General features: G+C 75.3%; 11 protein-coding genes. 6 read left to right on the forward strand and 5 right to left on the reverse strand.

Going from position 1 to position 13,940, the window contains the following annotated elements; all coding sequences use genetic code 11:
• Nucleotides 1-38 precede the first annotated feature (38 nt).
• The 3 genes from ACZ7HQ_RS09670 to ACZ7HQ_RS09680 form a co-directional block, all read right to left on the reverse strand.
• Complete coding sequence (locus tag ACZ7HQ_RS09670; RefSeq protein WP_470986823.1) at nt 39-1,898, reverse strand: aminotransferase-like domain-containing protein; 1,860 nt, start codon at nt 1,896-1,898, stop codon at nt 39-41.
• A 27-nt stretch (nt 1,899-1,925) separates the two neighbouring features.
• Nucleotides 1,926-2,627 carry a B3/B4 domain-containing protein gene (locus ACZ7HQ_RS09675; protein WP_470986825.1) on the reverse strand — a complete coding sequence of 234 codons (702 nt, stop codon included), beginning with the start codon at nt 2,625-2,627 and terminating at the stop codon, nt 1,926-1,928.
• Nucleotides 2,628-2,718: 91 nt separating this feature from the next.
• Nucleotides 2,719-3,117: a respiratory nitrate reductase subunit gamma gene (locus ACZ7HQ_RS09680; RefSeq protein ID WP_470986827.1), complete on the reverse strand. Its 399-nt coding sequence runs from the start codon at nt 3,115-3,117 to the stop codon at nt 2,719-2,721.
• 40 nt (nt 3,118-3,157) lie between these two features.
• On the opposite strand from ACZ7HQ_RS09680, the gene ACZ7HQ_RS09685 reads away from it, so the two are divergent.
• Nucleotides 3,158-4,054, forward strand: coding sequence for a methylenetetrahydrofolate reductase (locus ACZ7HQ_RS09685; RefSeq protein WP_470986829.1), 897 nt, complete (start codon nt 3,158-3,160; stop codon nt 4,052-4,054).
• A gap of 407 nt (nt 4,055-4,461) precedes the next feature.
• Here ACZ7HQ_RS09685 and ACZ7HQ_RS09690 read toward each other — a convergent pair whose 3' ends face one another.
• Nucleotides 4,462-5,520 (reverse strand): hypothetical protein, encoded by a 1,059-nt coding sequence (locus ACZ7HQ_RS09690; RefSeq protein ID WP_470986831.1) that lies wholly within the window; start codon nt 5,518-5,520, stop codon nt 4,462-4,464.
• Between the two features lie 143 nt (nt 5,521-5,663).
• On the opposite strand from ACZ7HQ_RS09690, the gene ACZ7HQ_RS09695 reads away from it, so the two are divergent.
• The 5 genes from ACZ7HQ_RS09695 to ACZ7HQ_RS09715 all read left to right on the forward strand — a co-directional run bounded on the left by ACZ7HQ_RS09695 (nt 5,664) and on the right by ACZ7HQ_RS09715 (nt 12,706).
• Complete coding sequence (locus ACZ7HQ_RS09695) at nt 5,664-7,421, forward strand: PqqD family peptide modification chaperone (RefSeq protein WP_470986833.1); 1,758 nt, start codon at nt 5,664-5,666, stop codon at nt 7,419-7,421.
• Entirely contained in the window at nt 7,418-8,998 is a 1,581-nt protein-coding gene (locus ACZ7HQ_RS09700) for a serine/threonine-protein kinase (protein ID WP_470986834.1), read from the forward strand. Before ACZ7HQ_RS09695 ends, ACZ7HQ_RS09700 begins: the two co-directional genes overlap by 4 nt.
• Nucleotides 8,999-9,015: 17 nt before the next feature.
• Nucleotides 9,016-10,629 carry a hypothetical protein gene (locus ACZ7HQ_RS09705; RefSeq protein WP_470986835.1) on the forward strand — a complete coding sequence of 538 codons (1,614 nt, stop codon included), beginning with the start codon at nt 9,016-9,018 and terminating at the stop codon, nt 10,627-10,629.
• An 87-nt stretch (nt 10,630-10,716) separates the two neighbouring features.
• Nucleotides 10,717-12,195, forward strand: coding sequence for an AlkA N-terminal domain-containing protein (locus tag ACZ7HQ_RS09710; RefSeq protein WP_470986837.1), 1,479 nt, complete (start codon nt 10,717-10,719; stop codon nt 12,193-12,195).
• Between the two features lie 19 nt (nt 12,196-12,214).
• Nucleotides 12,215-12,706 carry a methylated-DNA--[protein]-cysteine S-methyltransferase gene (locus tag ACZ7HQ_RS09715; protein ID WP_470987138.1) on the forward strand — a complete coding sequence of 164 codons (492 nt, stop codon included), beginning with the start codon at nt 12,215-12,217 and terminating at the stop codon, nt 12,704-12,706.
• A 28-nt stretch (nt 12,707-12,734) separates the two neighbouring features.
• On the opposite strand, the gene ACZ7HQ_RS09720 is transcribed toward ACZ7HQ_RS09715, so the two are convergent.
• On the reverse strand, nt 12,735-13,694 hold the full coding sequence (locus tag ACZ7HQ_RS09720; RefSeq protein WP_470986839.1) for a D-2-hydroxyacid dehydrogenase family protein: 960 nt from the start codon (nt 13,692-13,694) through the stop codon (nt 12,735-12,737).
• Between the last annotated feature and the right edge of the window lie 246 nt (nt 13,695-13,940).

The raw sequence follows: 13,940 nt of genomic DNA on the forward strand, positions 1-13,940 counted from the left end.
TGGCGCGCCGACGGCAAGGGGCGGCGCCGGCCCTGCGGTCAGGGCGCCAGTGCGCGCAGGGTCCCGCCGAGCAGGGCCACACCCTCGGTGATGGCTCCCGGCGCGGTCGCGGCGTAACCGAGGACGAGTCCGGGCGGGCCGGGCAACTGCCGGTGCCAGGAGAGCGGTTGGCACTTCACGCCCCGGGTCAGCGCGGCGGCGGCCACCTCGGTGTCGGGTACGTCCGCCTCGTACGTGACCGTCAGATGCAGGCCGGCGGCGGCGCCGTGCACGGTGGCGCCGGGCAGGTGTTCGGCGAGGGCGGCGATCATCGCGTCGCGGCGCCGACGGTGCCGGCGCCGCAACAGCCGGAGCCGGCGCTCCAGTTCCCCGGATTCCATCAGCCGGGCAAGCACCAGTTGCGGCAGCACAGGGTTGCCCAGGTCGTTGAACCGCTTGGCGTCGACCAGGGCCGCGCGATGGCGGGGCGGAGCCACCAGCCAGCCGATGCGCAACGCCGGAGCGAGCAGCTTGGACACGCTGCCCATGTAGTACACCCGGTCGGCCAGCAGCGCCCGCAACGCGGGGACCGGGGGACGGTCGTAGCGGTGCTCGGCGTCGTAGTCGTCCTCCAGGATCAGCCCGCCGTCCCGCGCCCAGCCCAGCAGCTCACGCCGGCGTTCGCCACTGGTCACCACCCCGGTGGGGAACTGGTGGGCCGGTGTGAGCAGCACCGCGGGGGCGCCGGTCGCGCGCAGCGCGTCGACCCGGATCCCGTCCGCGTCCACCGGCACCGGCGGGGTGTCGAGACCGCCGTTGCGCAGATGCTGGCGGCCCCCGAGCGAGCCGGGGTCCTCCACGGCCACGGTGTCGATGCCGTCCGCCCGCAGCACCTGGTGCAGCAGCGTGAGCGCCTGGGCGGTGCCGGCGACGATCAGCACCTCGTCCGGCTCCACCCGCACGCCCCGCATCCGCGCGAGCCAGTCGGCGACGGCCCGCCGCAGCGCGGGCGCGCCACGGGGGTCGCCGTAGCCGAGGTGCTCGGCGGACAGCCCCGCAAGCACGGCCCGCTCGGCCCGCAGCCAGGCGGTACGGGGAAAGGTGGCAAGGTCCGGCCGCCCGGGAGTGAAGTCGACCACGGCCGGGGCGTCCCGCAGCGCGTCGAAGACATCGGCGCCGGGGGCGCGGGAGAACGGCGAGGGCGGCGGGGTGGGGGAGGGCGCACCCGGGTGGGTGCGGGCCAGGGGGCGGGGCGTCTGCCCGGACGGGGGACCGGGTGTGCTCGGGGCCGGGGCGCGGGGTGTGCGCGGGGGCAGGGCTCCGGGTGTGTTGGGGGTCGGGGCGTTGGGTGCGTGCGGGGACAGGGCGCCCGGTGTGTCGGGGGCCGGGGGGCCGGGTGTCGGTGAGGGCAGGGCTCCGGGGGTGACGGAGAGCGGTGCGGCGGGGACGTGTGCGGGCGGTGGCTGCGGTGCGTCCGACGGCACGGCGCCGCGCACGGTGGTGCCCGGCGCCGCGGACCCGCCGGGAGGAGTACCGCCGTGCGCGGCATGCGGGGGCTGTCCCGGCGCCTCCTCCCTCCCCAGGTCCCCGCCCCCGGACGCGTCCCGAGCCGGAGTGAACGGGACAGCGACGACCACCGTGCCCCCGCGGCGGCGGCCCTCCAGGTGGCCGTCCTCGGCGAGCCGGCGGTACGCCTCGGTGACCACCCCGCGGGAGAGGTGGAGTTCGGCGGCCAGCACCCGGGTCGGCGGCAGTCTGCCGCCCAGCGCCACCCGGCCGTCCGCTATCGCCTGCCGCAGCCGGTCCGCCAGCCACTCCGCCTTCCCGCCGGCGGGCACGTCACCGGCCGCCAACTGCAGGAAGTCGGAGCCGTGGCCCGGCAGTTCGCTCGCCGCGGGCACATCCGTCTCCTCGTCCATCCCGCCGATGCTGTCATGCCGCCCGGCTCAGTCGCCGAGGAGGAAGTCCGGTGCGGTCCGGGTGAGCACGGCCGTCTCCGTGACCGCCCCCCAGTGCGCCGCCACCTCCTCCTGCAGCGTCTTCAGCAGCTCGGGCACGAGCTCCGCACCGCCGTCGTGCATGGCCTCCGCCACCACCAGCACCCGGCGGGTGTGCTCACCGACCGCAGAATGACCGCTCTGCCGGTGGGTCCAGCGCCGGGCGTGCGCCCGCCCCGCGGAGTCGACGAAGGTCACCTCGCCGGGCGCGGGCCGCTCGACGCCCCCGCCGAACGCCGTGTACGTCTCGTCGCCGGCCGCCGGCCGCACCTCCAGGAGCGGCCCGGCGACCCGGTCGACGTCGAGGACCGCAACCGGGACCGCGTACGCCACCGACAGTGCGTTGCACAGGTCGACCAGCGGATGGATGCGCGGCAGCGTTCCCTCCTTGCGCAGCCGCCGCAGCAACGACTCCGAGGCACAGCGGTACTGCGTCGGCTTCACTCCGAGCCGGGTGAACGTCCGCCGCCAGGCCAGCACTTCGGGAAACTCGCCCTCGGTCGTGCCGGACAGCCGGGCCAGGGCGCGGGCGGTGTACGCGGCGGCGCGCGGGCCGGTGTCCGTACCGGCGCCGATGCCGGTGGCGTACAGCGCGCCGGAGGCCAGTTCGGGGAACGCCGCCCAGATGGTGTCCGCGTGCCGGAATCGCATGGTGAGGGTCTCCTCGGGTTGGCTCCTCGGGTTCGGGAGTACCACCCTGCCGGGGCCGTGGTCCGGTCACCAGGGCCAAAGTGGGTGCGGATCACCGGTCCACAACCGCGCCGCGGGCACCCGTGCCGCCACCCCGGGAGCGGTGGACGACGTACGGGCGGACGACGTAACCGAACGGGACGGCGAACGCGTGCACCAGGCGGCCGAACGGCCACAGCGCGAACGGGGCCGGGGCGAGCAGGGCGTGGCACTGGCGGACGAGCGGCGCGTAGGGGTTGGTCATCGAGGAGGCGGTGGCGCTCAGACCGGCGAGCACGACGAGCGCCAGCAGCGGCAGGGTCAGGCGATCGCTGCGGCTGCCTGCCCGGCGTACGGGGGGCACGTGCAGCCGGCTGTACAGCAGCAGGCCGAGGCCCTCGTGGAGCTGGCTGGAGCGGGTGGTGAAACCGTGCCTCGCCCCCGTGCCCCCGCCCCATCGCCCCCGTGGCATCATCGGCCGGGGTCAGGAACGCCGTCGTACGAGGAGCACGATGAAACCCGCTCTCACCGTCCCCACGGCCGTCGGTGCCGCTCTGCTGGACGACTTCTCCCTGGAGATGACCGGCAAGGACGTGCCCCGGCTGGAGGAGGCGCAGGGCAGCATCCCGCGGGGCACCCGGATCAACATCACCTTCCTCGCCGGTGAGGACCTCGGCATGCGGCTGGCGGCCGCCCGCGCCGTCAAGCGCCTCGGCTTCGTCCCCGTACCGCACCTCTCCGCGCGCCGCCTGCCCTCCCGCGCGGCCCTGGAGGAGTTCCTGGCCGGGCTGGCCGCGGACGGCACCGCCGAGAACGTCTTCGTCGTCGGCGGTGACCCCGCCCGCCCCGAGGGCCCCTACGAGGACGCCCTCGCCGTCCTGCGCACCGGACTGCTGCAGCGCCACGGCGTCCGCCACATCGGCATCTGCGGTTACCCGGAGGGCCACCCCGCGATAGCCGACCGCGCGCTGTGGTCGGCGCTCACCGACAAGGCGGCGGCCATCGGGGCGCACCGCTTCGGCGGCGACGTCATCACCCAGTTCGGCTTCGACGCAGACCCGGTCCTCACCTGGCTGGAGGCCGCCCGCGCCCGGGGCGTGCACCTGCCCGTCCGGATCGGCGTTCCCGGGCCGGCGGGCGTTCGCCGGCTGCTCGGCTACGCCACCCGCTTCGGCGTCGCGACCAGCGCCTCCGTCGCCCGCAAGTACGGCTTCTCACTGACCAACCTCATGGGTACGGCCGGCCCGGACCGTTTCCTGCACACCCTCGCCCAACGCTACGACCCCGAGCGGCACGGCGCGGTGAAGGTGCACTTCTACACGTTCGGCGGGTTGCGGACCACGGCGGAGTGGGCCACCGCGTTCCGGCAGGGGAACACGCAGGGCTCGGACGACCGCCGGGGCGGCTGACGCCATGGCCGTCTGCGATGGCCGTATGTGATCGGTGGGCATGAGCCGCCTCGCAGCCACCGCACCACCGGGTCGTGTGTGATACCGGCCCGAATGTCGAGGTCGAAGCTCTTGCGCTGCTCATGCCACGACCTCTATAACGTCTCCAGCAGGTATCGGCGGGGATGGCCGGAAATGGCAGTTGCCCGCCGACCAGGGGGATCCTCGGCTCCGCCGCGATCGGCATCAGTGCCCGCAGACCGACGGAGACCTCAGCCATGACCGACGACGCCTACCGTGCTGCCATGATCCGGCTGGCCGCCGACCCCACCTTCAGAGCCGTACTGCACGGCGACAGCGCGGAGGTGGCCCGAAGACTCGGCCTGACCCCTGCGCAGGTCGACGCACTCCGCTCCCTGCGCGTCGAGTCAGGGGCCGACGGGGGGCCGACCGCACTGGATCCGCGCCTGTCCAAGTCCTCCCTGTTCTTCGGAAGCGCGGCGCATGCGCTGGCCCACCACGACGTTCCGGCGCACACCGACATTCCCGTGCACACCGACGTGCAGGAGGGCCCCGGCGGTGTCGACGCCTCCTCGCCGGGCGCCCACAGTCTGCTGGGCGGAGAGCTGTTCGAGGGAGCCCCGGGCGAGGCGGGCGGCAACGCGGGCGAGTTCGGCGGATTCGGCGGATTCGGCGAGTCCGGTGAGTTCGGCGGTCTCGGCGGTCTCGGCGGTTTCGGGAACGAGGCGGACGGCACGGACCTCGGCGGCCTCGGAGGCCATGCGGGGGGCGCTGAGGGGGGCTTCGGAGAGTTCGGTGGCGGGGGCTTCGGCGAGGGCGGCGGCTTCGGCGGCACCGACGGTGGCTTCGGCGGTGCTGACGGTGGTTTCAGCGACGGTGCTTTCAGTGACGGCGGTTTCGGCGGCGGCGCCGATGGCTTCGGATCCGGGGACTTCGGCGGCCACGGAGATTTCGGCGGCCACGGTGGCTTCGGCGGCCACGGTGGCTTCGGTGGGGCCGGTGGCGAAGACGGTGGCGACGCCCGTCACTCCGGGCACGGCGGCATCTATGACCGTGGCGAAGGCGACGGTGGTGGCGACAGCGGCGGCGGTGGCGAGGGCGGCGGCGGTGGCGAGGGCGGCGGTGAGGGGGCCGGCGATCCGGAGAACGGGCGTCGTCCGAGCGGTGGTGGTGAGCCCGGTGGCGGTGAGGGTGGTGACGGTGGTGGCTCGGATCCCATGGAGAACGGCCGTCGTCCGAGCGGTGGCGGTGAACCCGGCGGCGGTGGTGGCGGTGAGGGTGGTGACGGTGGTGGCTCGGATCCCATGGAGAACGGCCGTCGTCCCAGTGGTGGCGGTGAACCCGGCGGCGGCGAAGGCGGCGGTTCCGGCGACGGCGTAGGGGGTTCGGAGAACGGCCGGCGCTTCGGCGGTGGCGGTGGCGGTGGTGAGCCCGGCGGCGGTGGCCGCGAAGGCGCCCTCGGCCACGCCGGGACCACCGTCCGTGGCGGCATCGGCCTGCCCGGCACCGGCGACGCGGCCACTCGTCTGTCGCCCGCCGCGCCCGAGGCGGACGGCGGCTTCAACGGCGGAACCTTCCTCAGCGGTTCCGGCGGAGGCTGAGCCACCGCATGCTCTGCCATGTCTGCCGCGTCCGCACGCGGCGCGACTTCCCGTACTGCCTGCGCTGCGGCACCCTCCGGCGCGGTGCGGCACCGACGAGGTACGCCGCGCCCCAGCTGCGCGGTCTCGACGACCCCACCCTGCTCGTCCCGCTGACCGGCCCGGTCACCACGCTGGGCCGGGGCGCGGACAACGACGTCGTCCTCGCCGACGGCAGCGTCTCGCGCCGCCATGCCCGAATCGTCCGTACGGATGACGGCTTCCGGATCGAGGACCTGGACTCCTTCAACGGCACGGCGGTCGCCGGCGCCGAACTGCACGGAGGCGTGGCCGGCCTCGCCGACGGCACCGAGCTGTCCGTGGGCGACGTACGCTTCGTGTTCGAGCAGCCGCGCGATGCGAGGATCGGCTCGCGCACGATGGTCGTGGGCACCCAGCTGACCCAACTCCCCACCCCCGCACAGGAGGAGGCCCCGGAGGCGACCGGCCCGCTCACCGCTCGCCCCCGCCGCCGCTCCGGCTGGGCCCTCAAGCAGGTGCCCGGCGATCGCGCCGAGCCCCGCTGGGTGCTCAGCAGCACCCGCACCGGGCGGTATCTGGAGCTCGACGAACGCCAGGTCTTCCTGTGGCAGGCGGTCGACGGTGAGAGCACCGTACGGGACCTGCTGTTCGCGTACGCCGAGCGCTACGGCGAACTCGCCCTGCCCCGCATCGAGTCCGCGCTCGCCGCGTTCGCGGACGCCGGGCTGCTGCGCGGTCTGCCGGGCAGGCCGGAGGAGGAACGGCCCCGGGGCTGGCGCCGGGCGGCGCGCGCCGTCCACCGGGCCCTGTTGAAACTGGAGGTGTCCGTCCCCGGCCTCGACCGGCTGGTGACCCGCCTCTACCAGTCCTTCGGCTGGCGGCTGTTCACCCGCACCGGCGTGACGCTGGCGTGGCTGTCCGTCGTGGGCGGCCTCGTCGCCTTCCTCACCGCCCAGGGACGCCACCGCCTGCTGGACTTCGGCGGAGCGGGCGCATGGGGTCCCGTGCTGCTCATCGCCGGGTACGTGACGGCGCTGCTCGTCCACGAACTGACCCACGCGCTCGCCGTGAAGTCGTACGGCCGCACGGTCCGGCGTGGCGGGTTCCTGCTGATGATGGGCATGCCGTTCGCGTTCGTGGACACCAGCGACATGTGGCTCGGCTCCCGCTGGTCCCGGGTCGTGGTGGCCCTGTCCGGGCCGCTGTCCACGGCGGCCCTGGCCGGCTGGTGCGCCACGGGTGCGGCCCTGCTGCCCGCCGGACCGGCCTCCGCCGTCCTCTACCACCTGGCCTTCGGCCTCTACCTGAACACCCTGTACAACTTCAACCCCCTGATGCCGCTGGACGGTTACCAGGCGCTGACCGACGTGCTGCGCGTGCCCCGGCTGCGTGAGGAAGCGAGTGCGTACTTCCGTACCGGCCTGTGGCGGGACCTGCGCGCGGGCAACCGGCCGGGCCCGCGTCAGGCGGGCATGGCCGCCTACGGCCTGGCCGTCGTCGCCGGCACCTACGGCTTCCTCGCCCTGGCCGTGCTGGCCTGGCGCTCCCGGATCGGCGACCTGCTGGGCGACAGGCTGGCCGCACCGTGGACCACCGTGATCGAGGCCGCCGTGGTCGCGCTGGTGGCCTTTCCGGTGTGGTCCGCGCCCGTGCGCACGCTGGCCCGCCTGATCCGCCGCCGGGCGGCGGCGCGCACGGCGGTGCCCTCCACCGCATCCGGCGCTCCGGTGGAGGGGACGGCATGACACAGCCACCGGACGGGACCGGCTGGACCGTACCCGGCTACGAGCCGATCCGCACCCTCGGCGAGGGGTCCGGCGGCCGGGTCGTCCTGGCCCGGCACCTCGCGACCGGTGTGCCCGTCGCCATCAAGTACCTCAGCGGGCGCCTGTTCGCGGACCGGGAGTTCCTCGCCCGCTTCCGCGCCGAGGGCCGGCTGCTCGGCGAGCTGCGGCACCCCTGCGTGGTCCGGCTGTACGAGTACGTCGAGGCACGCGCCGGTGCCGCCATCGTGATGGAGGCGGTGGACGGGTTCAGTCTGCGCGCACTGTTGCGCCGGCACGGCACGACCGGCCCCGAGGCCGCGCTCGCCCTGCTCAAGGGCTCCCTGCTGGGGCTCGGCGCGGCGCACGCCGCCGGAGTCGTGCACCGCGACTACAAGCCGGAGAACGTGCTGGTCCGCGCCGACGGCAGCAGCACGCTCGCCGACTTCGGCATCGCCGTGCGCAGCGGACGCGAGACCGACTCCGCCGGCACGCCCGCCTACATGGCGCCCGAGCAGTGGCAGGGCGGAGCCGGCGGCCCGGCCGCCGACGTGTACGCGGCGTCCGTGGTGTTCTTCGAGTGCCTCACCGGACGGCTGCCCTTCCCCGGCGGCGACCTCACCGCGCTGCGCCTCCAGCACCTGCGCGCCCCCGTCCCGCTGGACGACGTCCCCGGGCCGGTGCGCGCCCTGCTGCGTGCCGGCCTGGCGAAGGACCCGGCGGACCGGCCGGGCGTCGAGGCCCTCCTCGCCGACCTCGAACGCTTGGCCACCGAGGGGTACGGCGCGGGCTGGGAGGAGCGGGGCCGACGGCGGCTGGCCGAACTGGCCGCGCTGCTCGCCCTGTTGTTCCCGCTGACCACGACAGCGGCCCTGGACGGCTCGGCCCGGGCCCTGACCCTCCTGGGCCGGCTCAGGCGCGGTGGCTGGAGGGTCGCCACCGGTGCGACGGCCGCGCTCGTGATCGTCGCGGGCGGGGCGACGTACGCGAAGGGCCGCCCGCACGAGACGGCGGTGACCGTGGCCCGTTCCACCCCGTCGGTCCTCAACACACCTACCTCACCGGGTACTTGGGCATCCGCGTCGCCGGCCCCCGCCCCGCCGGCGACCGGCGCGACGCCCACCGCGGCAGCCTCGGACAGCTCGTCCTCGCCGTCGCCCTCACCCTCGTCCCCGTCGCCCACCCCGTCCACGGGCACGACCGCACCGGCCGTGACACCGAGCACCGCCCCGGCCCCTCCGGCCGGCGCGGGCACCGTCACGATCACCATCGGGTCCTGGCAGCGCGGGCAGCGGCCGGGCACGCTGATCGCCGCGGTGATGGTAGAGACCACGGGCACCGGGCCGCTGACCGTCACGGCGAACTACTACGTCGACACGCCCGCCGACCCCTACGGCTCGCAGACGCAGCCCCTGTCCGGCAGCACGCGGTACGCCGTGACGTTCGAGGCCGACTTCTCCAACCACCCGTGCCGGGGGAGCTGGGAGGTCACCCTCACCAGCGACCCGCCGGCCGCGAACGGCCCCCGGACGGCGTCCCTGGACGCACCGCCGTGCTGAACCCCGAACGGACGGACATGACGACGACAGCCACCACGGTGGCCGGCCGGCCCCTCTCCGGCTGGACCCGGGACGCGCGCCACGGCACCTGGCACGCCCTGCTCCCGGCACGGTCCGGCGGACCGGTGCACGGCGCGCTGCGCGTCGACCGTGCCCTGCTCACACCCCAGGGAGCGCGGGAGCGTCTGGCCGGCGCGGTGCTGGCCACCGCGAAACTCCGGCTGCCCGGGCTGCTCGGCACGGTCGACCTCGTCGCCGAGGCGGGCGAGGTCTGGCTGATCACCGCCCGGCCGCCGGCGCCGGTACTCGCCGACGTGCTGCGCGCCGACGGCCCCGGCCAGGACGCGGGCAGCGCCGCGAGCGTGCTCAACGAGACCGCGCAGACCCTGCTGGCCCTGCACGCGGCGGGCTTCGCCCACGGTTCCCTCGGCCCCCGCACCGTGGTCCTAGCCCCGGACGGTGTCGCCCTGCTGGCCGAGGCGGCACTGGCCACGGTGCTGGGAGACACCACGGCCGCCGACATCGGGCCGGCCGACGCGCGGGCGGCCGCCGCCCATGCCGCGGACACGCGGGCCTGGGCCGCCCTGGCCCGGACCCTCGCCACCGCCTGGGCCGCCGCGGGCACTCCCGCCGCGGACCTCCTGGCACGCTGCGCCGCTGCCGCGGAGACCGAGGGCCTCGCGGCGGCCCGCGCCACCCTGGTGTCCGGCCGCGCCTGCCTCCCACCCGACTTCCTCCGCCGCAGGGCGCTGCGCGCGGCGGTGACCAGGACGACCCCCGGCTTTCCTCCGCTCCCCGCATCCCCGGAGCCGACGCGATCATCGGCGGACGGTGCCGCCCGCCCGGCCGGCCCGGCGGCCTCGCCCAGCGGCTCGGCGGCCTCGCCCAGCGGCTCGGCGGAGGCCGATCGCGGTGCGGGACCGGCAGCCCCGCCCCCCGTCGCCGATCGTGCCGATGGTGCGGCCCTCCCGGACGAACCGGCCACCTTGGCCGGCCGCGTCCGCCGCGCCCGCCGCGTCCTGGGGCCCGCCGGGCCCGCCGGGCCCGATGGGGCCCCGAACGAACAGGTGACCGTGCTCGGCCTGCGCCACCGGGGCGGCGGGCCGGCGGGGCCCGTCGGGGAGGACGGCGGGGAGATCCTTCTCCGGTTCGGACCCGGCGTGCCCGTTGACGCGACGTACGCCGCGTCCGCCCCGGCGCGTACCGCACCCGCGGCCTCCTCCCTGCGCACCCGGCGCAGACGCCGCGGGCGGGCCGGCGCCCTGGCACTCGCGGTGATCACGGTTCTCCTGCTCTGGCTGTACCTGCGTCCCACGCCCGCCCCGCCGGTCCTGGCCGTCCGGGTCCACGCCCCCGTTGAGGAGCTGCGCTGCGGTCAGACGGCCGACCTGGTCGGTGTCGTCACCACGGACGGCACCGGCGGCCCCGTCAGCTACCACTGGCTCCGCGGCACCGGGCACGACACGGGCGAGCTGGTCAGCACCGCGCGCCGCGGCGTGCGTACGCTCCGCGTGCACCTGCGCTGGACGGTCCGCGGCCCCGGCCACTTCCGCGGCACCGCGCGCCTGCGCGTCGCGCACCGGCCACGCCCGCTGGAGGCGACGGCGACCTTCAGCTACGCCTGCCCCTGAGCGGGTTCCGCCGAAGCCCTGGCCAAGGCAAGGTACATGTCGGATTCTCGCCAGCGGACGGGGGCCGCGGGGGTCGATCCTGGACACATGCAGACAGTGACCCACCTCGACCGGGAGCACTGCGTACGCGCCGTGCAGTCCAAGGACGCGCGGTTCGACGGGTGGTTCTTCACGGCCGTGCTGACCACCCGGATCTACTGCCGGCCCAGTTGCCCCGTCGTCCCGCCCAAGCCGGAGAACATGACGTTCTACCCGAGCGCCGCCGCCTGCCAGCAGGCCGGGTTCCGGGCCTGCAAGCGCTGCCGCCCGGACACCAGCCCCGGCTCCCCGGAGTGGAACCAGCGCGCCGACCTCGTCGCCCGTGCCATGCGGCTCGTCGCCGACGGCGTCGTCGACCGCGAGGGCGTGCCCGGCCTCGCCGCCCGGCTCGGCTACAGCACCCGCCAGGTGGAACGGCAGCTGCTCGCCGAGCTGGGCGCGGGCCCCCTCGCGCTCGCCCGCGCCCAGCGCGCCCAGACCGCCCGGCTGCTCATCGAGACCACCCCGCTGCCCATGGCGGACGTCGCCTTCGCGGCCGGTTTCTCCTCCATCCGGACCTTCAACGACACCGTCCGCGAGGTCTTCGCCCTGACCCCGAGCGAGCTGCGCGCCCGCACCCCGACGTCCGGAGCCGGCGCACCGGGCGGGATCAGCCTGCGGCTGCCGTTCCGTGCCCCGCTCAACCCCTCCAACCTCTTCGGCCACCTCGCCGCCACGGCCGTACCCGGCGTCGAGGAGTGGCGCGACGGCGCCTACCGGCGCACGCTCCGGCTCCCGTACGGCCACGGGATCGTCGCGCTCGCCCCGCGCCCCGACCACATCGCGTGCCGGCTCACCCTCAGCGACCTGCGCGACCTGACCGTGGCGATCAGCCGCTGCCGCCGCCTGCTCGACCTGGACGCCGACCCCGTCGCCGTCGACGACCACCTCCGCACGGACCCGTTCCTCGCTCCCCTGGTCGACAAGGCCCCCGGCCGCCGCGTGCCGCGCACGGTCGACGAGGCCGAGTTCGCCGTCCGCGCCGTACTCGGACAGCAGGTGTCCACGGCCGCCGCCCGGACCCACGCGGCCCGCCTGGTCGCGGCACACGGCAAGCCCCTGGACGACCCCGAGGGCGGCCTCACCCACCTCTTCCCTTCCCCCGAGGCACTGGCCGCGGTCGACCCCGGGACGCTGGCGATGCCCCACACCCGGCGCACCACCTTCACCACCCTCGTCCGTGAACTCGCCGACGGCACCCTCCGCCTGGGCGTCGAGAGCGACTGGTCCGAGGCCCGGGACCGGCTGCTCGCCCTGCCCGGCTTCGGGCCCTGGACGGTCGATGTCATCGCCATGCGTGCCCTCGGTGACCCGGACGCCTTCCTCCCCACCGACCTCGGTATCCGGCGTGCGGCGGGGGAGCTGGGCCTGCCGTCCACCCCGGCCGCCCTCACCGCCCGCGCCGGGGCATGGCGGCCCTGGCGGGCGTACGCGGTGCAGTACCTGTGGGCGACCGACAGCCACCCCGTCAACTTCCTCCCCGTGTAAGAAGGTTCCCGTGACATCCGTGACCTGCCACACCGTGATCGACAGCCCGTACGGACCGCTCACCCTCGTCGCCGACGCCGAAGGCGCCCTGTGCGGCCTGTACATGACCGGCCAGCGGCACCGCCCGGCCGAGGAGAGCTTCGGCCCGCGCGACGACGCCCCGGCCGCCTTCGCCGAGGCCGGGGAACAGCTGGCGGCCTACTTCGCGGGGGAGCTGACGGAGTTCACCGTCGAACTCGCCCTGCACGGAACGCCGTTCCAGCGCAGCGTCTGGGAACAGCTCACCCGCATCCCCTACGGGGAGACCCGCACCTACGGCGAACTCGCCGACGCCCTCGGCAGCCCCGGGGCCGCCCGCGCGGTCGGGCTGGCCAACGGCCGCAATCCGGTGGGGATCATCGTCCCCTGCCACCGCGTGATCGGCTCGGGCGGCAGCCTCACCGGCTACGGCGGCGGCCTGGACCGCAAGCGCCGGCTGCTGGATTCCGAGCGCGCAGCGGTGCTCTTCTGACCCCGTCGGCGGGCGTCACCACCGCACGTCAGCCCAGGAGCCGGACCGGGGCGCCGTCGAGGTAGGCCCGGATGTCCTCCACGGCCTGGCCGTAGTAGCGCGCGTAGTTGGCGTGGGACACATAGCCCAGGTGCGGGGTGGCGAGCAGGCGCGGCGCGGTGCGCACCGGGTGGTCGGCGGGCAGCGGCTCGACGTCGAAGACGTCGAGGCCGGCGCCGGCGATACGGCCCTCGCGCAGCGCGGCGAGCAGCGCGTCCTGGTCGACGATCGCGGCACGGGAGGTGTTGATCAGGTAGGCGGTCGGCTTGAGCAGGGCGAGCTCGGCGGCTCCCAGCAGGCCGCGGGTCCGGTCGCCGAGGCCGAGGTGCACGGACACGAAGTCGCTGCTCGCGAGCAGTTCCTCCTTGGAGGGCGCCAGTCGTGCGCCGGCCGCGTCGGCGCGCTCCTTGGTGAGGTTCTGGCTCCAGGCGACGACGTCCATGCCGAAGGCGAGACCGACCCGGGCCACCCGGCTGCCGATCCTGCCCAGGCCGAGCAGTCCGAGCGTGCGGCCGTGCAGGTCGGCACCGACGGTGGACTGCCACGGGCCGCCCTCGCGCAGCGCGTTGTTCTCCTGGACGATGCCACGGGCGAGGCCCAGCAGCAGGGCCCAGGTGAGCTCGACCGGCGGCGTCCCGGAGCTCTCGGTGCCGCACACGGTGACGCCGGCCGCCCCGGCCGCCGCGAGGTCGATCACCGAGTTGCGCATGCCGGAGGCGATCAGGAGCTTCAGGCGGGGCAACCGGTTCAGCAGGCTCGCCGGGAACGGCACCCGCTCGCGCAGCGTGACCACACAGTCGAAGCCGGCGAGCGCACCGGCGAGCTCGTCCTCGCTCGCGAAGTGCTCGGCGAAGGAGACCACTTCCACACGGTCGCCCAGGACCGACCAGTCGGCGGACGTGACCGCCACGTTCTGGAAGTCGTCGAGTACGGCGCAGCGGAATGGCATCTGGTTCCTCCCGTGAAGTCGCGCTGTGGGTGCACACGCGTGGGCGTCGGCGGTCGCCCGGTCCGGGGCCGCCCGGCAGGAAGATCTTGCCCCAGGCGATCACCGCACCGAGTGACGGGTCATCATGTGGACCGGGACCCGCCGGAATCCAGCCACTCCCGGCCGTCTACCCGCTGCCGCACTCCAGGCACGCCGGGTCGCCCGTCCACGTTCTGCGTGATCACCCGCGGCGGGACGCCGGAGCAC

Source organism: Streptomyces sp. NPDC037290 (assembly GCF_055603245.1).